General features: G+C 31.0%; 22 protein-coding genes. 18 read left to right on the top strand and 4 right to left on the bottom strand.

The window, feature by feature from the left end:
• Positions 1 to 15 precede the first annotated feature (15 nt).
• On the top strand, positions 16 to 1,554 hold the full coding sequence (locus tag LJ207_RS07335; protein ID WP_229345656.1) for a xylulokinase: 1,539 nt from the start codon (positions 16 to 18) through the stop codon (positions 1,552 to 1,554).
• 66 nt (positions 1,555 to 1,620) lie between these two features.
• Here LJ207_RS07335 and LJ207_RS07330 read toward each other — a convergent pair whose 3' ends face one another.
• Positions 1,621 to 2,385, bottom strand: a complete 765-nt coding sequence (locus LJ207_RS07330; RefSeq protein ID WP_229345654.1) for an SDR family NAD(P)-dependent oxidoreductase — start codon at positions 2,383 to 2,385, stop codon at positions 1,621 to 1,623.
• Positions 2,386 to 2,576: 191 nt separating this feature from the next.
• Between LJ207_RS07330 and LJ207_RS07325 the strand changes: the two genes are divergently transcribed.
• The 14 genes from LJ207_RS07325 to cobC all read left to right on the top strand — a co-directional run bounded on the left by LJ207_RS07325 (position 2,577) and on the right by cobC (position 17,719).
• Positions 2,577 to 2,795, top strand: a complete 219-nt coding sequence (locus tag LJ207_RS07325) for a hypothetical protein (RefSeq protein ID WP_229345652.1) — start codon at positions 2,577 to 2,579, stop codon at positions 2,793 to 2,795.
• Positions 2,792 to 2,926, top strand: coding sequence for a hypothetical protein (locus LJ207_RS12325; RefSeq protein ID WP_255666801.1), 135 nt, complete (start codon positions 2,792 to 2,794; stop codon positions 2,924 to 2,926). Before LJ207_RS07325 ends, LJ207_RS12325 begins: the two co-directional genes overlap by 4 nt.
• 80 nt (positions 2,927 to 3,006) lie before the next feature.
• Positions 3,007 to 3,840, top strand: a complete 834-nt coding sequence (locus LJ207_RS07320; RefSeq protein ID WP_229345650.1) for an SDR family NAD(P)-dependent oxidoreductase — start codon at positions 3,007 to 3,009, stop codon at positions 3,838 to 3,840.
• Between the two features lie 178 nt (positions 3,841 to 4,018).
• Positions 4,019 to 6,259, top strand: coding sequence for an MEDS domain-containing protein (locus tag LJ207_RS07315; protein WP_229345648.1), 2,241 nt, complete (start codon positions 4,019 to 4,021; stop codon positions 6,257 to 6,259).
• Positions 6,260 to 6,299: 40 nt separating this feature from the next.
• A complete protein-coding gene (locus LJ207_RS07310) occupies positions 6,300 to 7,520 on the top strand; it encodes a GGDEF domain-containing response regulator (protein WP_229345646.1) in 1,221 nt (406 codons plus the stop codon).
• Between the two features lie 54 nt (positions 7,521 to 7,574).
• Positions 7,575 to 10,250 (top strand): PAS domain S-box protein, encoded by a 2,676-nt coding sequence (locus tag LJ207_RS07305; RefSeq protein ID WP_229345644.1) that lies wholly within the window; start codon positions 7,575 to 7,577, stop codon positions 10,248 to 10,250.
• A 237-nt stretch (positions 10,251 to 10,487) separates the two neighbouring features.
• Entirely contained in the window at positions 10,488 to 12,275 is a 1,788-nt protein-coding gene (locus LJ207_RS07300) for an ABC transporter ATP-binding protein (protein WP_229345642.1), read from the top strand.
• Positions 12,272 to 14,086, top strand: coding sequence for an ABC transporter ATP-binding protein (locus LJ207_RS07295; protein WP_229345640.1), 1,815 nt, complete (start codon positions 12,272 to 12,274; stop codon positions 14,084 to 14,086). Before LJ207_RS07300 ends, LJ207_RS07295 begins: the two co-directional genes overlap by 4 nt.
• Positions 14,087 to 14,130: 44 nt before the next feature.
• A complete protein-coding gene (locus LJ207_RS07290; RefSeq protein WP_229345638.1) occupies positions 14,131 to 14,406 on the top strand; it encodes an ArsR/SmtB family transcription factor in 276 nt (91 codons plus the stop codon).
• An 86-nt stretch (positions 14,407 to 14,492) separates the two neighbouring features.
• Positions 14,493 to 14,627 carry an SEC-C metal-binding domain-containing protein gene (locus LJ207_RS07285; protein WP_229345636.1) on the top strand — a complete coding sequence of 45 codons (135 nt, stop codon included), beginning with the start codon at positions 14,493 to 14,495 and terminating at the stop codon, positions 14,625 to 14,627.
• Positions 14,628 to 15,184: 557 nt separating this feature from the next.
• Positions 15,185 to 16,018: an RnfABCDGE type electron transport complex subunit D gene (locus tag LJ207_RS07280; RefSeq protein WP_229345634.1), complete on the top strand. Its 834-nt coding sequence runs from the start codon at positions 15,185 to 15,187 to the stop codon at positions 16,016 to 16,018.
• A gap of 39 nt (positions 16,019 to 16,057) precedes the next feature.
• Positions 16,058 to 16,267: a hypothetical protein gene (locus LJ207_RS07275; RefSeq protein WP_229345632.1), complete on the top strand. Its 210-nt coding sequence runs from the start codon at positions 16,058 to 16,060 to the stop codon at positions 16,265 to 16,267.
• 154 nt (positions 16,268 to 16,421) lie between these two features.
• A complete protein-coding gene (locus LJ207_RS07270; protein WP_229345631.1) occupies positions 16,422 to 16,970 on the top strand; it encodes an RNA 2'-phosphotransferase in 549 nt (182 codons plus the stop codon).
• Positions 16,971 to 17,098: 128 nt separating this feature from the next.
• Complete coding sequence (cobC, locus tag LJ207_RS07265; RefSeq protein ID WP_229345629.1) at positions 17,099 to 17,719, top strand: alpha-ribazole phosphatase; 621 nt, start codon at positions 17,099 to 17,101, stop codon at positions 17,717 to 17,719.
• Positions 17,720 to 18,168: 449 nt separating this feature from the next.
• On the opposite strand, the gene LJ207_RS07260 is transcribed toward cobC, so the two are convergent.
• Both LJ207_RS07260 and LJ207_RS07255 read right to left on the bottom strand, forming a co-directional pair.
• Entirely contained in the window at positions 18,169 to 18,447 is a 279-nt protein-coding gene (locus LJ207_RS07260; RefSeq protein ID WP_229345628.1) for a helix-turn-helix transcriptional regulator, read from the bottom strand.
• Between the two features lie 11 nt (positions 18,448 to 18,458).
• Positions 18,459 to 18,596 carry a hypothetical protein gene (locus tag LJ207_RS07255; protein ID WP_229345626.1) on the bottom strand — a complete coding sequence of 46 codons (138 nt, stop codon included), beginning with the start codon at positions 18,594 to 18,596 and terminating at the stop codon, positions 18,459 to 18,461.
• Positions 18,597 to 19,031: 435 nt separating this feature from the next.
• Between LJ207_RS07255 and LJ207_RS07250 the strand changes: the two genes are divergently transcribed.
• Together LJ207_RS07250 and LJ207_RS07245 are read left to right on the top strand one after the other, a co-directional pair.
• Positions 19,032 to 20,120 (top strand): Fic family protein, encoded by a 1,089-nt coding sequence (locus LJ207_RS07250; protein ID WP_229345625.1) that lies wholly within the window; start codon positions 19,032 to 19,034, stop codon positions 20,118 to 20,120.
• 338 nt (positions 20,121 to 20,458) lie between these two features.
• A complete protein-coding gene (locus LJ207_RS07245; protein ID WP_229345623.1) occupies positions 20,459 to 21,268 on the top strand; it encodes a type II CAAX endopeptidase family protein in 810 nt (269 codons plus the stop codon).
• A 255-nt stretch (positions 21,269 to 21,523) separates the two neighbouring features.
• Here LJ207_RS07245 and LJ207_RS07240 read toward each other — a convergent pair whose 3' ends face one another.
• Positions 21,524 to 21,778 carry a type II toxin-antitoxin system RelE/ParE family toxin gene (locus tag LJ207_RS07240; RefSeq protein ID WP_369414173.1) on the bottom strand — a complete coding sequence of 85 codons (255 nt, stop codon included), beginning with the start codon at positions 21,776 to 21,778 and terminating at the stop codon, positions 21,524 to 21,526.
• 33 nt (positions 21,779 to 21,811) lie between these two features.
• Here LJ207_RS07240 and LJ207_RS07235 point away from each other — a divergent pair, with 33 nt between their 5' ends.
• Entirely contained in the window at positions 21,812 to 22,543 is a 732-nt protein-coding gene (locus LJ207_RS07235) for a Fic family protein (RefSeq protein WP_229345619.1), read from the top strand.
• Positions 22,544 to 22,627: the final 84 nt, after the last annotated feature.

The following is a 22,627-nucleotide window of genomic DNA, read 5'->3' as shown; positions in this document are numbered from 1 at the left end:
TAAAGGAGGATAAAAATGTCACAAAAAATTATCGCTTGGGATTTAGGAACTGGTGGAAATAAAACCTCACTTTATGATATTAACGGCAGGTGTTTAGATGAGACCTATGAGTCATATGAGACAACTTATCCCCATCATGGTTGGCATGAACAAAAACCTAATGATTGGTGGCAGGCTGTAGTTAGCAGTACAAAAAGATTGTTAGATAAAGAAAATGTTGATAAAGATGAAATTGTAGCCTGTGGTATTTCAGGTCATAGTTTAGGAGTTGTTCCAATAAGCAAAGCAGGAGAATTGTTAAGAGAAACCACACCTATTTGGTCAGATGGACGTGCTGTTAAGCAAGCTGATAAATTTTTTGAAAGATATGATGAAAAAGAATGGTATAAAATCACTGGAAATGGTTTTGGACCACAATTATATTCAGTTTTTAAAATAATGTGGTATAAAGATAATGAGCCTGAAATGTATAAAAACATAGATAAAGTCATTGGAACAAAAGATTATATTAATTATAAATTGACAGGGAATATATTTACAGATCAATCATATGCATCTGGTTCTGGAGTATATAATTTAAAAGAAGGTCGATATGAAGATGATCTAATAGAGGCTAGTAATTTACCTTCCTCTATTTTTCCCGAAATTGTTGCTTCTACTGAAGTAATTGGAACAATAAAAAAAGAAATAGCCGCTGAAATTGGTCTAAATCCAAGCACAAAGGTTGTTGCAGGTGGAGTAGATAACTCCTGTATGGCTTTAGGTGCTCTAGCATATAAAGAGGGTAGAATATATAATTCATTGGGTTCTTCTTCCTGGATAGCAGTTTCTTCAAGTGAACCTTTATTAGAAGTTAATTCAAGACCTTATGTTTTTGATCATGTTGTTCCAGGTATGTTTGCTTCTGCGCTGGCTATTGCTTCTGCAGGAACTAGTTTTGAATGGGTAAAAAATAATATGGCAAAAGATCTTATAAATAAAGCCGAAAGAGAAAATATAAATGTATATGATTTAATAGATGAGGAAGCTGCAAGTTCACCTGTTGGAGCAAACAAATTAATCTTTAATCCTAGTTTAGGTGGAGGTATGCCGATGGATAAAAGCCCTAATATTAGAGGTGCTTTTATTGGGCTTGATCTAAAACATACTCGGGCAGATATTTTAAGGTCTTCTATGGAAGGTATTTCTATGGGTTTAAGACTTTGTTTAAATAGGTTGAGAAGGATGACAGATATCAAGGATGAAATTTTGCTAGTTGGTGGTGGCAGCAAAAGTGCACTATGGCGGCAAATATATGCTGATCTATATGAGATGAAAATTATCAAATCAAATATTGATCAACAGGCAGCTGCTTTAGGAGCAGCAGCGGTAGCTGCAGTTGGAACTGGACTCTGGGAAAATTTCGATAAAATTGATCAAGTACATGATATTACAGAAGAGGTTAGACCTATTTTAGAAAATGTGAAAAAATATAATAAGCTTTTAAAGATTTATAAAAAAGCGGCAGAATATCAGGCAGATTTAGGAGATTCTCTGATTTCTTTAGAATTATGATAAATAAATCTAATTTTAATCTTATAAACGCCAGCAATTTTATTGCTGGCGTTTTATCAAAGCAAATTAAGCTGTCATTCCACCATCGATTACATGTTTAGAAGCAGTTATAAATTTACTTTCATCTGAAGCAAGGAATACAGCAAGATCAGCTATTTCTTCATTTTTGGCATAACGACCTAGTGGAATAGAATTTTCAAATTGTGTTTTTGCATCATCAGATTTACCAGGTGCAAATCCTTCTTCTAATGATCTCATCATGCGGTTATCTACTGGAGAAGGATGGATAGAGTTTACTCTAATATTATGCTCTGCACCCTCAATAGCAGCTGCTTTCATGGTTCCAATGACTCCATGTTTACTTGTTACATAAGCACTAACTCCTGGACTACCCTGTAAGCCTGCAACTGAAGAATTAATTATTATACTTCCACCGCCATTTTCCTGCATATATGGAAAAGCGTGTTTAATTCCCAACCAGACACCTTTAACATTAATATCCATTACCTTGTCAAAAAGTTTTTCGGGGTATTCGGTTATTGCTTTAACTTCACCTTCAATACCAGCATTTAAAAATAAGGCGTCAATTTTTCCAAAAAGCTCAATAGCTTTTTCAGTATATTTTTTTACATCCTTACTTTTACTTACATCAGCTGTGATAATTTCAACTTTTTTACTATCCAATTTTTCAGCAGCTTTTTCTAAAAGATCTTTATTTAAATCAACTAATAGAATTTTTTCAGCACCTTGAGAAAGCATTTTCTCTGCTGTAGCTAATCCAATTCCACCAGCTCCACCAGTAATCACAATACTTTTATCTTTTAATCTCATTTCTAAAACTCCTTCCTTTTTTTACCTATTAATAGAATAACATCTTTTTTGATTGGATTAAGTTAAATGCTATACTTTATATTTTAATTTAGCATAGGGTTTATAATTTTGAAAAGCGTAATTTACTTACTTGCAAAAAACAATTAAAGCTAATACAGTTTAAATAACTAGTTTTTTAGGAGGAATATAATTTGAGAGATAAGTTATTAGCTATTGGTTGGGATGTAGGGGGCTGGATGGGAAATAACCATGGATTTTCTATTATCCAGTGGAATTATGATAAAAAAGAATATAAGTGGTTAGGAAAATCGATTGAATTAGGAATTCCAGCTGCTTCTACTTTTTCTTTAGAATATATTATTGAGCAGGTAACAGATATTCAGCTGCAGAGGAACCTTTTAAAACTATGATAGCAGATAGAGCTGCTGAGGGAACAGATGCTTATGATTCAGCCCTTTGTGCTATAATGGCTTTAGCCTATGCTGCTGATATAGATAGTCTGCCCGAACTTGTGGGACCAGAAAAATTACTGAAGCGATAAAAGAAGAGGGTTGGATTTACTACTTTTCGAATAATTAAGCAGAAAAATATTAATAAATTTATAAAGAAAAGGTGGTAATAATGAAAAATATTTTAATAACGGGAGCAACAGATGGTATTGGTAAAGCAACTGCCAAAGAATTAGCTAAAAAAGGAAAGAGGATAATTATTCATGGAAGGAGTGCAGCTAAAGCTCAAAAGACATTAAAAGAGCTGGAGAATCTTAATTCTGAAGCTGAGCATAAAATAGCCTTAGCAGATTTAGAGTCACAAAAAGAAATTTTAGATTTGAGCAATAATTTAAAAGCGGAAGAAAATAAAATAGATGTCTTAATCAATAATGCGGCACTGCATAAAGAAAGTTTTGAGCTTAATGAAGCCGGCATAGAAAAATCTTTTGCTGTTAATTATCATTCACATTTTATTTTAACTTTGCTGCTCTTTCCCTTATTAGAGCAGTCAGACTATAGGAGAATAATTAATCTTGCTTCTATGGCCCATTCCGATAATATAAATCTTGATAAAGTCTGGAATCCAGATAATTATGAAGGCAGCCAAGCTTATTATGATTCTAAATTAGCAATGCTTTTATTTACTTTTAAACTGGCAAAAATATTAGATAATTATTATGTTAATACCCTTCATCCGGGTGTGATCAGTACTAAACTGCTGCATCAGGTTTGGGGCCCAGGAGGAGAATCTGTCAAAAGTGGAGCAGAAACCCCGGTCTATTTAGCTTCATCTGCTGAGTTAAAAGGAGAAAGTGGTCACTTTTTTGTCAATAAAAAGAAACAGAAAGCAACAGCAGCAGCTTATGATAATAATCTACAGAATGAATTGTGGGAGAAAAGTATCAAAATGATAAAAGAGCCAGAAATATTAGATCAAATAGCTGCTAGATTTCTTAAAATTTAGCAAAAATTGCAGTTGGATTTAAAATATTAATATTATTTTAGCAAGGCCTTTTCTGCTTTTTCTTTAGAAAGGGCTATTTTTTATTTAAATTATTTTTAAAATTTACGATAGTAATAATAAGGTTGAAAATAATTCTATTTTAAAAAATTGGAAATCCTTTATATAAGGGGTGATTTAAATGAAGAGTGCTTACGAAAATATTGATAATATTGAGCAATTAAAGTTAGGTGACCATAGTGTTTTGCTTTATGAAGATGAAGCAGAAATAATCGACAGATCTATTTCTTTTATTAGATCTAGTTTAAAAAGAGATGAAAAATGCATCTATATAAAAGGTGATGCAAATACTGTACTTCTGATGAAGGAATTAAGAAGTCAAATCACAGGGATTGATGAATATTTAGCAGATGGCCAATTGCAAATCTTAAGCAGTGAAGAAACCTATGCTTTAAGTAATTCTTTTAAGGCTGAAAAGATGATAAGCTTAATAAAAAAAGAAGCAATAAAATCACTTAAAGAGGGTTATAATGGTTTAAGTATCACAGGTGAATTAAGCTGGGTTTTAAATTTTGAAGGTGGTAAAGAAGAAATAATTGAATATGAGTGGAAATTGAATGAATTGGTTTTTGGTAAATATCCAGTACTGGCCATGTGCAGATATAATATCAATAAATTTGATGATTCTATAATAAAGGCTATTATAGAATTACATCATTATATAATATGGAAAGGTAAAGCCCATGAAAACCCCTATTATATAAAACCAGATGGTTATAGAGATAATAAAATTGTAGAATATGAAATTTCTACTTGGCTTAAAAATATCCAAGAATACAAAAAAAGAGAAGGTAAATTCAAAGAAAAAATAAAAGAAAAAGAAATTGAATATCAATTTTTATTTAACCAGATAAATGATGCAGTTTATTTACACAAAATTAAGGCTAATAATGAGTTTGGTAATTTTATAAAAGTTAATAATAAAGCCTCTAAAATGCTGGGATATACTAAAGAAGAATTATTAGAAATGTCTCCTAAAGATATAGATACACCAGAGTTTGCAGAAAAAGTTCGCAAACAAATAGCCTATGCTATACCTTTTACAGAAGAAATAGTTTTAGAAACAAAACATAGAACTTCTTCAGGTGAGGTTATTCCGGTCGAATTAAATATTTGCCACTATCAAAATAATGGAGATTCTTATCTTTTGACAATAGCAAGAGATATAACTGACAGAAAGAAAAAAGAAAATGAATTACTGCAAACAAAAAAAGATTTAGAGCAAAAAAACGAACAACTAGAAGCGATCAATGCAACATTAGATCAATCGATTAAAAATATTAATGAGCTTAACCAAAGATATATTAAGATGATTGAACTCTTTGCAAATGAAGATGATTTAAATTATGGTAATGAAAAATCTTTTCTGGAAAACCTTTTAAATACGGCCATAGAAGTTATTCCAGAAGCTGATTATGGCAGCATCTATAATTATAAAGCAGGTAATATTAATTTTATAAACTGTATTGGGCATGATAAAGAAGAACTTAATAAAATTGATATTCCGGCTGCAACTTTTTTTAATCAATATAAAGATGTTGAAATAATAGATTTTAGGGAAATGTCAAAACGGGCAGAAAAATATATTGAGAAAAATGAACTAGCAAAACTAAAAAAGCAAAAATTTGAGCTAAAAGAAATAATGCAGATGGATTTAGAAGTTGCTGGAGAAAAAAGAGCCAGCTTAAGTTTAGAAATTGATTCTAAAAGCAAAAATAAATTTACCATACAATCTTTAAAAACATTTAGAGCTTTTCACAATTTGGCTTCTATTTTTTACAGTCTGGATAATTATAATAATCTTCAAAAACAATTCACTAAAGAATTAGTTAGCTCGATAGTAAAATTACTCGAAATGTATGATCTATATACAAAAGGACATTCTGAAAATGTAGCTGATTTAGCTTCAAAAATAGCGGTAAAAATGGAGCTCTCACCAAAAGAAATAAATGAAGTTTATTGGGCAGGCTTGGTGCATGATTTAGGTAAATTGATTCTTCCTATTGAAATATTAAACAAAAAAACATCTTTAAGTGATAAGGAGTATGAGTTAGTTCAAAAACATCCTATTTGGGGCAGTCAGGCTCTTGAAAACTCTGAAACTTTGCAACCAATCTCAAAATATATAAAGTATCATCACGAAAGATGGGATGGCAGGGGTTATCCAGAAGGTCTTGCTAAAAAGCAAATACCATTAATATCACAAATATTACAGGTTGCTGATTCTTGGGATGCTATGAGATCGCAAAGGGCTTATAGAGATGCATTAGAAAAAGAAAAAGCCATCAAAGAATTAAAAGTTAATAAGGGGACTCAGTTTTCTCCAGAAGTAATTGATGTTTTTTTGCAGATTATAGAGTAATAAGTGTAGTTAAATTATTATTTGCAGAGGAGTAATTCAAATGAAAAAGCCAAATATATTTATTGTTGAAGACAATTTATTAAATACTGCTATTTTAAAAGATATTTTAAGAGAAAAAGATTATCTAATCAACTCAGCTGCTGATGCAAAAGAGGCTTTAGAGAAAATTCAAGACCTGCAGCCTGATATAATACTCTTAGATATTGTCCTGCCGGGCATGAATGGTTTTGAGCTTTGCAAAAAGTTTAAAAATAATTATAAAACAAAAGAAGTACCTATTATTTTTATAAGTTCTCTTGCTGAAAACAATAATATCGCCAAAGGTTTTGCTGCAGGTGGTATAGATTATATTTCAAAACCATTTAAAAAAGAAATAGTTTTAGCAAGGATAGAAACTCAGATTAAATTATATAGAACCAAAAAAGAACTGCAGGAAAAAAACGAGAAGCAGAATATTCTTTTAGAAAATATAGATACCCAAATCTGGTATCTTGAAGATATAAAAACCTATGGTAAAGTGAATAAAGCTCATGCAGAATTTTTAGGTTTTGAGCCAGAAGAACTGCAGGGTAAATGTTATTATGATTTTTTTCATGAAGAAGAAAAAGCGGTTTGTATAGAGGGCAATAAAAAAGCATTTATGGAAATGAAAAAGGTAGAAAGTGAAGAATGGGTCAGAAACCATCAAGGCGAAAAAAGGCTGCTTAAAATTACTAAAACTCCAAAATTAGACACAAATAATAATGTTGAATATGTAGTTGCTTCTGCTGAAGATATAACTGAAAGAAAAAAAGAACAACAAAGAATAAAGTATTTGTCCTTTCATGATGAATTGACAGGTCTATATAACAGAAGATATTTTGAAAATGAAATTAACAGATTAAATGATGCTAGAACCCTACCAATTTCGATTATCGTAGCAGACCTTGATAATTTGAAATTTGTTAATGATAACTATGGGCATAAAGAAGGGGATAAATATATAATCAAAGCTGCAGATATTTTGAGTAATATTTTTAGAAGCGAAGATATTATAGCTAGGATTGGAGGAGATGAGTTTGCGGTTATTCTTCCTGATACCACAAGTGAAGTTGCTGCAGGAATTGTAGAAAGAATAAAAGAAGAATTCGATAATTGTAATGACTATAAGTCTTTTGCTATTTCAATTGGATATGCCAGCAAAAAAAATTATTCCCTTAGCTTAGAAGAAATTTTCATTCAGGCTGATAAAGAGATGTATAGAGATAAAAGTGCTAAATAATTAATATTCTTAAAAGTAGTTTAAAGTTTTAGATTATAGTTTGGAGGATTCAAAATGCAAAAAGATTTAATTTTAAAAGAAAAAAGAGATTTGAAAAACTTTTTTGAAGTTAATTTAGACCTGCTTTGTATTATTAATACTGATGGTAATTTTGAGAAAATTAATGGTACCTGGCAAGATTTGTTAGGCTATACTAAATCAGAGTTAGATGAGATAAAACTATTTGAGCTAATCCATCCTGATGATCAAATATCTACCAAAAAAGCAATAGCAAAATTGAAAAAAGAAAAAAGCATAAAAGAATTTGTGAATAGATTTAAAGCAAAAAATGGAACATATCATTTTATAGAATGGAAGGCTAAATTAGAGGAGAATTATATTTATGCTGCGGCTAGAGATATAACAAGTAGAATATTTCAAAATAAAAAAATAAATGAGCAAAAAAATAGATTAGAGATGATAATGCAGGGAACCAATGCAGCAACCTGGGAATGGAATATTCAAAGTGGAGAAACCGTTTTTAATCAAAGGTGGGCCGAAATTTTAGGTTATGATTTAGCTGAAATTTCTCCTACTCAAATAGATTTATGGTCAAAGCTAACTCATCCAGATGATTTAGCTAAATCCAGAAATCAGTTAATTAAACATTTCAAAAAAGAAATAGACAGCTATGATATAGAAATAAGAATGAAGCACAGCAGTGGAGACTGGATTTGGGTAAAAATTTTGGGTAAGGTAACTTCTTGGACCAGAGAAGGTAGAGCCGAAAAAATGTTTGGCATCTATATTGATATTACAGAAAGAAAAGAACAAGAAAAAGAAATTAAACTTTTGGCAAATGCTATGAAAAATATTTCGGATTCAGTTATAATAACAGATGCCAATTTTAAAATAAAGCATATCAATAAAGCAGCAGAAAAATTATTTGGTTATTCACTAAAGGAAATTAAAGATAAAACTCCAATTATCTTTAATTCTGAACAAGATCCGCAAAAAGTACAGCAAGAAATTTATGAAAAAATATCAGCCGGAAAAATATATAAAAAAGAATTATTAAACAAGAAAAAAGATGGAAGTAAATTTATTTGCGAAATGAAGATAACACCAATCAAAAATAAAAAAGGAGAAATCTATTCTTATATAGCTGTTCAAAGCGATATAACAGCCAGAAAAGAGCAAAGGGCAGAACTAGAGTTTCAATATCAATTTCAAAAAACTCTTGCCGAGATAAGCTCTAATTTGATGGATGTAAATAAAGCCAATATTGATCGGAAAATGACTAATGTTTTAGAGAATATAGGAGAATTTTTCAATATTGACCGCAGTTATATTTTCCAGTTTTCAGAGGAAAACAAAAAAGCATCTAATACTCATGAGTGGTGTAGAAAAGGTGTAAAATCTTTTAAAGATGAGATGCAGAACTTAAATGTCGATAACTTCCCCTGGTGGATGGAAAAATTAAACAATAAAGAAGTTATAAATATTAAAGACAGAGAGAAAATGAGCAGCAGAGCTAAAAATATAAAAAAAATATTAATAGAACAAAATATAAAATCTTTATTGGTCTTACCGATGTATATAGAAAATAGATTATTCGGTTTTTTTGGTTTTGATTCTGTAAAATACAAAAAACACTTTACAGAAAAATATATTAGATTATTAAAAATATTTACAGATACTATTGTAAATGCTTTTTCTAAATATATTGATAATAAAAGAATTAGAGATTTGACTTATAAAGATGGTCTCACCAGCCTATATAATAGAAGATTTTTTGAAGAAGAGTTAGAGAGATTAGATACTCCAAGACAATTACCTATCACTATTATCATGGCAGATATTAATGGGCTGAAACTGATCAATGATAGTTTAGGCCACCAAGAAGGTGATCAGCTTCTTAGTAAAAGTGCGGAAATCTTAAATGATGTTATGAGAAAAGAAGATATTTTAGCTCGTTATGGAGGAGATGAATTTGCAATACTGCTGCCTAAAACAGATGGTTTAGCTGCAGAAAAAATTATTGATAGAATAACTGAAAAAGCAAAAGCAACAAAAGAAGAGCAGCTAACAGTATCAATAGCATTAGGTTCAGCTACTAAAGTAGATATGAGCAAAAAATTAAGTGCTGTTTTAAAAGAAGCTGACAATCAAATGTATCAAAAAAAATTATTAGAAAGCAAAAGCACAAAAAGTAAGATCGTTCAGGGTCTTCTTAATTCTTTAGAAGTTAAAAGCAATGAAACAAAAGAACACGCTTTAAGAATGATAGAATTAGCTACAGCTTTTGGTAAAAAATTAAGTTTATCAAAATTTGAATTAAATAAATTATCTCTACTTTCTACCCTTCATGATATTGGAAAAACAACAATAGAAGAAGATTTATTAAAAAAAGCTGATAAATTGACAGAAAAAGAATGGAAAAAAATTAAGAAGCATTCGGAAAGAGGCTATAATATAGCCAATTCTTCAGAAGAATTTGCTCTAATAGCAGAAGAAATTTATGCTCATCACGAAAGATGGGATGGAAGTGGCTATCCCCGCCAAATCAAAGGGGAAGAGATTCCATATTTAGCAAGAATAATAGCTATTATTGATGCCTATGATGTAATGACAAATGAAAGAACATATAAAAAGGCAATCACAAAAGAGGAAGCATTAGAAGAAATAAAAAGATGTGCAGGCAGTCAATTTGATCCAGAATTAGCAGCTGCTTTTATAGAAATGATGTAAAAAGATTGCAATTTCTGAAAATAAATAGGCTAGCACTGTATTGCATTTTAAAATATAATCTGATTCTTAAAAACAGCCTTTTCTGCTTTTTCTCTAGAAAGGGCTATTTTTTTATTTAAATTTTTGACAAATTTGATTAAGTAAACTATAATTTAAATTAGCAAATACTTAATTAAATTGGGTGATAAAAGCTCAAGTTTTCTCACAAAGCTTGCTAGCCCCGGGGAGGGTCAAAGAATGATTAAAAATCAGGATAGTACGATTTTAAGAATTATTAGCTATGCTTTTAATCATAAGAAAAAATTATTCATAACAGCAGCTTCTGTAGTTATTTCAACTCTGCTTGCTTTAGTGCCACCGCTTTTTATAAGAAAAGGAATAGATGTATATATAGCTCAGGGAGAATTAACCAAGCTTTTTATTGCTGCAGCACTAATGGTTATTTTGATTTTAATTAAAGGAATTTTTGATTTCATTAAAAGTTATTTTGCAGAATACATAGCCCAAAATATTATTCATGATTTGAGAGTAGAACTATATCAGCATTTAAACAGCCTTTCTTTTTCTTTTTTTGATAGTTCTGAAACTGGAGATTTAATGTCAAGGTTGACAGCTGATGCAGATACCTTAAGAAAATTTATAAATCGAGGCAGTACATTTATTACAGCTAATATTTTGACAATAGCAGCTATTTTTTTAATCAGTTATTCCTGGGATTATAGACTAGGTATAATTTATCTTTTAATGCTGCCTTTAATGATATTAGGTATAATCATTTATGCTCGAAGGGTAAGACCTATGTTTAAAAAGGTACGCAAAAGTTTTGCTAGGTTGACTGGAATGATTAGAGAAAGTTTTGTTGGTATCGAAGTAATTAAACTTTTTGGTAGAGAAAATTATGAGTTTGAAAAATTCAAAAAGGAAAACCAAAAATATCTCAATATTAATCTTGAAGCAGCAAAAGTATCTGCTTTTTGGATGCCTTATGTTAATTTTTTTATGGGACTTGGAACTGCTGCTGTAATCTGGTATGGAGGTCGTTTGGTAATTTATGATCAAATTTCTCTGGGGATTCTAGCAGCTTTTATTAGCTATATTTCTATGCTTTTGCGTCCGGTTAGGCAGACTGGAATGTTGATCAGTTTTGGTAGTCAGGCTGCAGCGGCAGCCGAAAGAATTTTTGAAGTTTTAGACCGCGAATCTGATCTAAAAGAAGCAAAAAACCCACTGGAACTAGATAAAATAACTGGTGATGTAGAATATAAAGATTTGAGTTTTTCTTATCAAAAAGGAAAAGAAGTTTTAAAAAATATTAATTTAAAGGTCAAAGAAAAAGAGACAGTGGCTGTAGTTGGTCCTACAGGAGCTGGCAAAACAACCCTGCTGCATCTTTTGCCACGATTTTATGATCCTGACCAAGGGAAAATATTAATTGATGGTCATGATATAAAAGAGCTAAAACTTGATTCATTACGGCGAGAAATTGGAATAGTAATGCAGCAGAGCTTTTTATTTGCAGCTTCGATAAGAGAAAATATTTCTTATGGAAAGCCCGATGCCAGTTTTGAGGATATCAAAAAAGCTGCTCAGGTGGCCCAGATTGATGAGTTTATAGAATCACTGCCCTTAGGATATGAAACTCCTGTTGGAGAAAGGGGTGTCAGCCTTTCTGGTGGTCAGAAACAACGCCTTGCCATTGCCCGAGTATTATTGACACAGCCTTCACTTTTGATTTTGGATGAACCAACTTCCAGCATCGATGCTGCTACTGAATCAAAATTAAATCAGGCTTTAAAAGAAGTTCTAGCAAACAGAACTAGTTTTATCATTGCCCACAGGCTTTGGACAGTAAAAATAGCAGATAGAATAATTGTGATAAAAGATGGAGAAATAATAGAATCAGGTAGTTATCAAGAACTTAAAGCAAAAGATTCATATTTTAATAGCTTAGAAAGCAGCTTAAAAAGAAATTCAGAAAATATAGTAAAAAAACAGAATGCTAAGGAAAGTGGTGATGGGAGATGAGAGGTGGATTTGGTAGAAGAATGACTTCTGAAGCTGAAAAAGATTTTTCGTTAAAAGAATTAGATAGGGAAACTCTTAAATTTCTTTTTTCTTATTTAAAAGCTTATAAGCTTAAAATAGCTTTTGCAGTACTAGCAATGCTGATGGTTAGCCTGGCCTCTTTGGCTGCCCCATATTTATCCAAGATAGCAGTAGATGACTATATTGCTCAAGGGGATTTGAGTGGTTTAAATTTAATTGCTTTATTAATAGTTTTATCTTATCTTGTTTTTTGGCTTTTTTCCTATCACCAGACATATTTAGCAAACTATATAGGTCAGCATGTTATAGCTGAGATTAGGGATGACCTATATCAGCATCTGCAAACCCTTTCAATGCGCTTTTATACAAAAGAAAGTACAGGCAATGTCATGTCTACAGTAACCCATGATGTAAATGCACTGACAGACCTATTATCTACAGGCTTTATTCATTTACTTAATGATTTTTTTACAATCAGCGGAATTATGATTGTGATGCTTTATTTAGACTATAGATTGGCTTTGTTGAGCTTTATAGTTATTCCTTTTGTAATTTTTACGGTTAGATTTTTGGGGAAGAGAATGCGCAGTGCTTATAGTGATGTCAGACAAAAGTTGGCAGAGTTAAATGCAGATGTAGAAGAGAATTTATCCGGGATTAGATTGATTCAGGCCTTAAACCGAGAAGCCAAAAATGAAGGTGAATTCAAAAACTTAAGCTGGAAAAATTTTAAAGCCAATCTGGCAGCTGCTTCTTATTTTGCTTTACTTTTTCCACTGATGGAGTTAGCAAAAGTTTTAGGTGAGGCTATTGTGCTGGCAGCAGGTGGAGCAGCCGTAATTAGCGGTAGAATTTCTTTAGGTATAATAATAGCTTTTATGGCCTATGTACGCAGGTTTTTTGCCCCTCTAGCTGATTTAAGTCAGGTCTATAATACTTATCAGTCTGCAGGAGCAGCTCTGGATCGAATCAATAATTATTTTAAAGCTGATGATATTTTGGAAGAAATTGATAAAGAAGAATCTTTAATAATCAAAAATAAGTTAAAAGATGATTTCAAAGCTGAGCTTAAATTCAAAAATGTTTCCTTTGCCTATGAAAAAGAAAAAGTAATAGACAATTTAAATCTTGAAATAAAAGCTGGAGAGGTTTTTGCTCTAGTAGGAGAAACAGGAGCTGGAAAATCTACCCTGGCAAAACTATTAGCCCGTCTTTATGATCTAGATGAGGGGGAATTGCTGATTTCAGAAATAAATATCAAAAATATCCCATTTGATATTCTCCGTAAAAAAATTGCTGTTGTCCCCCAGAATGTATTTTTGTTTAATAGTACAATTCTAGAAAATATACGCTATGCTGCTCCTAATGCTAGTCAAGCAGAGGTTGAAGCAATTTGCGGAAAAATAAATGCAGACCAATTTATTAAAAAAATGCCTAAGGGTTATCAGACAGAGGTAGGAGAAAATGGTGTTAAATTATCAGGTGGTCAAAAACAGCTGCTTTCTTTTGCTAGAGCCATGTTGGTTGATCCTAAGATATTGATTTTAGATGAAGCCACCTCAAGTGTTGATCTTTATACAGAAAAAATAATTCAAGAGGGGATGGATGAACTTTTATCTGGAAGAACTGTTTTAATTATTGCCCATCGTTTTGCGACCTTAAAGAAGGCAGAAAGGATTGGAGTTATGAAAGAAGGAAGATTAATTGACTCAGGAAGCCATCAAAAACTACTTAAAGAAAATGAGATATATAAAGAGCTGGTTAATAAGCAGCTGCTTAATAATGAGTGAGTATATAATGATTTCATTATAATAAATAATAAGCGAAGAAAGAGGTGTTAACTTTGGCTGAAATAATCAATTTGCTTAAAGCTTTAGGAGACTCAAGACGGCTAGAAATTATAGAACTGCTTCTAGAGAAAAGTTTTTGTGTTAAGGCTTTGGCTAAAAGATTAGAGATATCGGAATCAGCAGTTTCTCAACAGCTTAAAATTCTAAGAGAAGTTGCTTTAGTTCGGGGCGAAAAAAAAGGCTATTTTGTTCACTATACTGTCCAAAAAGATCGCTTAAAAGAAGCAGCAGAGTATATAAATAATTTGAGTCAAAAATAATATTAGATAAAAGCATTCTACAATTTACATTATAGGGTTAGAGGTATTATAATGTTAATAAACAAACTATATAGGGGGTAATTATTTTGGCTATTCTTGGTAGAAACGATAAGTGTCCTTGTGGAAGTGCTAAGAAATATAAGAAGTGCTGTATAGATAAAGAAATACTTAAATTTGAAAACCCAAAAACACATATAAACCTAGACGATGTAAAAAATTAGATACAGACACAATAATTTCTAGGTTGAAATATTATGGGGTAAATATTAACAAAGAAGAATTCGTTATTCAAACAGATAATTAAGGATTATCCAAATTGGGCCTGGGGATATATTGCTTGGGGAGATCAATATGGTGATTTTGCTGCAAAAGATCTTATGGATAAAGAGAAGGCTAGAAAGATCTATCAGCTTGCACTTAAAGAAGAAAATGATATTGATAAGGAAGATATAGTTTATGTAAAGGAGAGAATTGACAACTTATAATAGCAAAATATTTTAGTGATGAGTATATTGAGAGTGAAAAAATTCAGCCTTATATTAGCCGCAAACTTAGCCAAAGAATAGTGTCCGAAAAAGATTCAGACGACTATTATGAACCAAGTGAAAAAACAAAAAGAAACTTGCGAATTTATTTATAACTTTTAAAACTGTGAATCTAGCATGATCCTAACTATTGATAATGATTTGCAATTATTGAGCTAATCTGTTATATTTTGATTAAATCATAAACAATAACAGACAAGATAAAATAAATCAATAATTGGAGGTAAAAGATCATGAAAATGATGAAAGGAGTTTTGCTGGCTTTATTACCGGTAACTATATATGCTATTTATAGTTACAGGCTTTCTGCTCTTATACTTATTTCGGCCTCTATAATCGCAGCTGTGGTCGCAGAAACTATCTATCAAAAAGCAGCAGGCCGTCCGATAAAAATAAATAATTTCAGTGCGGTTGTAACTGGTCTGCTTTTTTCCTTTACGCTTTCACCTTCTACCCCTGTTTATGCGGCAGTTATTTCTGTTGCCTTTGGGATTATAGTGGGTAAACAACTTTTTGGTGGTTTTGCCAAGAACTTATTTAATCCAGCTCTGTTAGGACGATTATTTTTAATTTTTGCTTTTCCAGCTGCTCTTAGTCCTTGGCAGTCAAGAATTGATATGGTGAGTACTGCTACACCTCTGGGTAATTTTTGGGAAACAGGTGAGATGATAGCTATAAATGATGCATTTTTTGGTTTAGTACCAGGTAGTTTAGGAGAAATGTCTGCTTTATTAATTTTCTTGGGTGGTATTTATATTGTTTATAAAAAGTACGCCCGCTGGAGAATACCGGCTAGTATTCTGGTCACAGCAGCGCTTTTTGCTCTGTTGATGGGACATAATCCTTTTTTTCATTTATTTACAGGTAGTTTAATGATCGGTGCTTTTTTCTATGCTACTGATCCTATGTCTTCTCCCCGTCGGCCAGGTGCACAGATAGTATTTGGTATAGGAATAGCTATTATCATTATGTCTATGAGGTTCTGGGGCTGGCTGCCTGAAGGAACTGCTTTTGGAATTTTAATTATGAATATCTTTGTACCAATTCTGGATAAAAAGTTTGAATAAAGAGTGTGAAATTCTATATTTAATCCGGAGGTGAAAGAGGTGACTGAAGTGACATTTTTCCGAGTGATTTCTTTAACAGTAATCATCTTAAGTGTTGGATTGGCTTGGTTTTTTATAAAAACTGTCAGCAACAGTCATGATCAGGATAAATCACAGCTAAAAAAACAGGCAAAAGAAGAAGCTATTCGTTATTCTGTTGTTATTGGTGTAATTTACATGGTAGTGGTGCTTGCTTTAGGAAGTATATAATTTTACTGAGATGATTAAATCTTGAAAAATTAAAAAATATTAGGGCGGTGAGTTTCGTTTGGGCCGAGAAAAGTGCAGGTAGTTTGAGCCAGCGAAATTTGCCGCTAAATCTATATCTAAAGAACTTAGACTTCTTCAAAGGAGTGTAGTTTTAATGGATAAAACTAAACTTTCAAAAACCTTAGCCTATATTTTGCGCCATCATCCAGAGGCATTTGACTTAAACTTAGCTGCTGATGCATCTGTGCAAACAGATAAGCTTTTAAATGCTTTGGAAAACAAATTTAAGCAAATCACAAAAAACGACCTGATCGAAGTTGTAGAAAACGATCCTAAGGGTCGTTTTAGCTTTATAGAGGGAAAAAAAAGGATTAGAGCAAATTATGGCCACAGCATAGCAGGGCTTAATCCAGAATATAAAGCTGTGAAACCACCAGAATTTCTTTATCATGGGACAACACCTAAGGTCAAAAATAAGATATTAAATCAGGGTATAAAAGCTATGAATAGAAATTATGTTCATCTTAGTGCAAATATTGAAGAGGCAAAAAAAGTTGCTCATAGAAGAACAAAAAAAGCCCTTATATTTAAAGTCAGGGCCTTAAAGGCCCATCAGGCTGGGCAAAAATTTTATAAAACAGCTGAGGATATATATTTAACCGATCAAGTTGCAGCAAAATATCTCTCACTGGAAACTATATAATCAAGGCTGTAATTTTGAAGAATAAATATGCTTAAAAAGGTTAAAATATTTTTTTATAGAATATATATCATAAAGCAGATTATTTCTAATTAAAGATTTAAATGCTAAAGGGCAGGAGGGTGATAAAAATGACAACAAAAACAGAATTACTGCTTATCAGGCATGGAGAAACAGAATATAATAAAAAGTCAATTATCCAGGGCCAGACAGATACAGAGTTAAATGTCAGCGGCATAAAAAATGCTGCAAAAACAGCTGAATTTCTAAAAGATTATGAATTTGATCATATCTACAGCAGTGATCTCAAGCGGGCCAGAAAGACAGCATCATTTATTGCTGATAAACTGGATATAGAGATCAAGGAGAGTAAAAAATTAAGAGAAATAGATTTTGGAGACTGGGAGGGTTTAAAGCTTGAAGAAATAGCTGCTCAATATCCTGATAATATGGAGGCCTGGAGAATTGATCCGCTGACAAATGGAGCACCAGGAGGAGAGAATCTTAGCGAGTTTGCAGCCAGAATAAACTCTTTTTTTAATCAGCTCTTAGAAGAGCATAAAGGAGAAAAACTTATAGTTGTAACCCACGGTGGTGTGATAAAAATATATCTTAGAGACGTTTTAGCGGTAAAATCACAAAATTTTAAACAGTTTCAGATAGATAATACATCTCTAACAGAAATTAAATTTTATGATGATGATGCAATTTTAACCAAACTGAACTACCTAGTTGGAGAAAATTTTAGATAAGGAGAGAATTACATAAGAAAAAGAAAGATCTGGATTGGGAGAAACCTGGTTTTGATTACCATGAAATAGATAACAGGTGTGTCACAAACTATAGTAATGGAGAATGGGAAAATCACACTTTGACCGCTGAATCAGATATCGCAAACCACAGGCTGTAGGTTCAAGTCCTGTCACCGGTTCCAATGATATGAAAGGGATATAGAGTTTTGAAGAAATCATAATTTGATGATTTGACAACAATAACAAAAATAGAGCATGTTTATGGCCCGGTTTTATGGAAGAAAAATTCAGTGAAATTTTAAATTATTTAATTAGTTAGTTTTAGAGATATACAAATCTTGACGAAATAATATTCGTGAAGAAATGAGTTATATGAAACCGTAGCAAACGCTTTTACAACTAAAAATTTATAGTATAAAGAAAACAGTGCCGGTAAACCTTCAGCACTGTTAATTAAATCTAATTTCAAGTTTTTTACCAAGTGCGTGAGCAACCTTATCAAGAAATTCAACACTCGGATTATAATCATCATTTTCTAGTCTAGAGATGGCAGACTGTTTAGTTCCTATTCTATCTGCTAATTCTTTCTGAGTTAAATCATTTTCTATTCTATACCTGATTATTTGTTTTTTTATTTCATACATAACATTCAGTTTTTCATATTCTTCTTTAACTTCTTTAGATTCAAAAAGTTCATTTTTAAAATCTTTATGATCTATAAATTCCATTTTATTTCACCTCACTTGATAGAATTAAGTCTGTTAAGCGCAATATCTATTTCTCTTAGAATTTTAGCTTTTTCTTTAGCTGACTGTTCTTTAATAAATTCAATTACTGGAGATTTATTATTTTTTGCATAATACTTAACTTTATACATAATCTATTCACTCCAATTTCTAAATTTATTATATCACATATATGTTATAAAAGGAAGAAGAAATTTAAAATTAAGTTTATATAAAAACATTTACTGTATAAATGCAGGGATTTTTTTCTTTTGCATGAAGTAAGTTAATAATTGATAAATTAATAGATAAAGCTACGGCATCATATAACATGGGATTGGTGTCATGACTTCTGTCATAAAGCTTGCAATATTAAGCAGCAAGAAATATTAAGGCAAGCTTTACGCCAGTTCCTAAAGGGAACCAGGCACGAGCGCAAATCCCAGGGACGTTATGTGACATATCATAAAACCAAATAATCTCTTTTTTTATTTTCATAAAATATAAATTTGAAAATAATTGCAATATAAAACGAATTATATTATAATAAAATATATAAAATGAAAACAAAAGAGAGGATGATTTAAATGAAACCTTTTAAACCATTTGAATTACCAATAGAAGAACAAATTAATCCTATGGAATTTTATAATGAACTAATTAATGCAAGTACAAATGTAGGTAAATATCAGGTTATGTTAAAAAAATCTAAAGTTAATGAGTATTTTCTTATTACTCCCTTTAGTTTACAGGAAGCTGTACAGTCCAGCAAAATTGAAGGTACACAAGTAACTTTTGATGAAGTTTTAGAATTTGATATTGATAAAAATGAAAAAAACAATGATGCTCAGGAAGTTTTGAATTATTATGATGCATTAAACTATGGTAAGAGTGCTTTAGAAAAATATCCTATATCAACACGTCTCTTCAAAAAATTACATGAGATTTTAATGAGTAATGGAGTTCGAGGTCAAAATAGAGCTCCAGGAGAATATCGTTCTATTCAAAATTTTATAGGTCCAGAAGGCTGCACTTTAGAAACTGCTACTTTTGTTCCACCTCAGCCACAATTAGTCGATTCCTATATGTCTAACCTAGAAAATTATATTAATAATCCCAATGACAATCTACAATCTTTAGTCAGGATAGCAATAATACATGCTCAATTTGAAACCATTCATCCATTTTTAGATGGTAATGGTAGAATTGGTCGTATATTAATTCCACTGTATTTATATGATGTAAATCTCATAAATTCTCCCAACTTATTTATCAGTGAAGTATTAGAAAAAGATAAACATAAATACTATAGATTGCTGAATGGAACAAGAAAAGAGGGTAATGGTTGGAATGAATGGATTAAATTCTTCCTCCAAAGCGTAAATAAACAAGTACTCAAAAATATTGATCTAATTGAAGAAATTGATAATCTATATGAAAGAGATTTAGAAAATGCAATGAATTTAATAAATAGTACTAATGTAGTAGATCTAATTAAAGCAATGTTTCAAAAGCCAATATTTAATGTGAAAACAATAAGTTTCTTAACAGGAATACATGATTCTACATGTAGAAGATATCTTTCCACTCTTGAAGAGGAGAAGGTAATATTTTCAGATAATAAAATGAGAAATAGAAAGTATTATTACTATAATTTACTTGATCTATTAAGATGAAAACCATGATACGTCACATAACATGGAATTGGTGCCATGCCTTCTGTCATAAATCTTGCAGGCTAACCAATCACGGATATGAAAAAACAAGCTTTACGCCAGTTCCTAACGGAGTCAGGCACGAGCGCAAATCCCAGGGACGTTAGATAAATTGGGCTAAATTTTTGATTTTAGATATAAATTAATTTAAAAATGAGAATTAAGTTTGAAAAGAAAAATAAGATATATTAGAGTAATTTATTGCAATAAAAGATGAATTAAATTTATTTAAAAGAAGATAGAATGATATATATAATTTATCAGAATAATGGAATATAAATTTTTAGGAGATTAAATAAATGGGAAAAAATAATTATAAACCATTTTATTATTTATTAATTACTCTTATTTGGACATGGATATTTTGGTTTGGAGCAGTTTTTACTGGTCAAAGCTGGTTGCAATTTCCAAACGCTATTTTAACATTACTAGGATTTTTAGGCCCTTTTTTAGTTGCAGTGATAATGGTTAAACTCGGTTATTGGGATGAGAGTTTAAAAAAATTTTTACGTAATAACTTTGATGTAAGACTGTTATCTATTCGATGGTATTTTTATTTAATTGGCTTTATTTTAATTTTAACTGGATTACCGTTATTAATTGGTAGTATTGTTTTTACTCAAAGTTTAAATCAACTTACTTATTTTAGCCCGCCTACTACTTTCATTTTAATAGGAATTATAGCTGGAGCTGTAGAAGAGCCTGGGTGGCGTGGTTATGCTCAAAAAGCATTACAAAAAAATATGTCCCCACTAAATAGTAGTATTATTATAGGAATCTTTTGGGCTTTATGGCATATGCCACTTTTTTTATTAGAAGGGACTTATCAATACTCTGTAGGATTTGCTACTTCAGGTTTTTGGTTTTTTAATCTATCCATCTTGGTTGGTTCAGTTTTTTATGCTTGGCTTTATAATGCTGCTGGACAAGTAGGTATTATTGCAGTTTTATATCATGGTTTGGGAAATGCAATGAGAGAAATTTTATCTTTTGCCAATACTAGTTTTGAAATTGAACTAATTGAATTTGGTGTTGAGGCTGCGATCTCTTTAGTGATAGTTGTTATTTCATGGAAATTTATGACTAAAAAAAGATTTGGTAAATTTTAATGAGTTTTAAATATAGCTTTTAGTTTTTAAAATGAATAATTTAGAATAGATTAAAAAATTATAAATGTTAGTAGTTTTTATTCTGAATATATAGATTTTAAAGATCGCCAAACTTCACCTAACAGCAAGGTTTCCGATTTCGCTCCTACGTCGCTGCATTGCAAATTTATTCGGCAAGGGCAGTCGTCCTAAGCCTCATGAACTTCTTAAATCTCAGGGATGTTATGTGACATTGAGCTAACTGAAAATTTTATTTTATAATAAAAATTTATATTTTCGTTTGCCATGTAAAATTATTCTGATTTCTACTATTTTTTTATTTTCAAATACTACATAAAACACAAGATAGTTTCCTATAACAAGCATCTGATATCCTTTAGATTTTAAACTTTCATCTTCAGTTTTTTTGCTTTTGCAAGGGAAATCTTTTAATTGTGATATATTTTCATCAATTTTGACCAAAAAGTTTAAAGCTGCCTCAAGAGCGTCTGTTTGTAAATGGAATCTAATTTTTTATTTTTTGAGTTAGGAAGGAGAATGATTATGTTTGATATTATTGATGAAAAAAAGAAAAAGATTGAAGAAAAGAGACCACTGCCAAAAAACACTTTAAAAAGCTTAAAGGAAAAACTTTTTTTGGAATGGACCTACAATTCAAATGCAATAGAAGGTAATACTTTAACCTTATCAGAAACAAAAGTAGTACTAGAAGATGGTATAACTATAGGTGGAAAAACATTAAAAGAACATTTAGAGGTTGTAAACCATAAAGAAGCTATTAATTACATGGAAGACATAATTAATAAAAGTGAAAAACTATCAGAAAGGCAAATAAAAAATATACACTATCTAATACTTAAAGGAATAGATGATGAAAACGCAGGTAAATATAGAAGTGAGAAAATAGTAATAAGTGGAGCTGAGCATGTACCTCCAGCACCAGTTTTTATTCATGATCAAATGGAAGAACTAATTAATTGGTATTATGATAAAAGCTCAACTCTTCATACCATAGAAAGAGCTGCCAAATTACACACTGATTTTGTTAAAATACATCCATTTATTGATGGAAATGGTCGAACAGCTAGAATATTATTGAATTTTGAATTAATAAAAGCTGGTTTCCCAATAATAATAATTAAAAATGAAGATAGGGTTAAATACTATGAAAGCCTAGATAAAGCACATACTACTGGGAATTATAATGATTTTATTGACTTAGTATCTGAATCATTAAACAGAAGTTTAGATATATATTTAGAAATAATTAATTAAATAGATTGGCTCTTTGACAAATGTTGTGAAATCTAAATAGCACCGATTGAATCTTATTATCTCTTTAATTTTTAAATTTAATCT

Source organism: Halanaerobium polyolivorans (genome assembly GCF_020711195.1).
Lineage (GTDB): Bacteria > Bacillota > Halanaerobiia > Halanaerobiales > Halanaerobiaceae > Halanaerobium > Halanaerobium polyolivorans.
The sequence above is the reverse complement of the archived record's forward strand: the minus strand, read 5'-3'. Positions and strand labels throughout refer to the sequence as shown.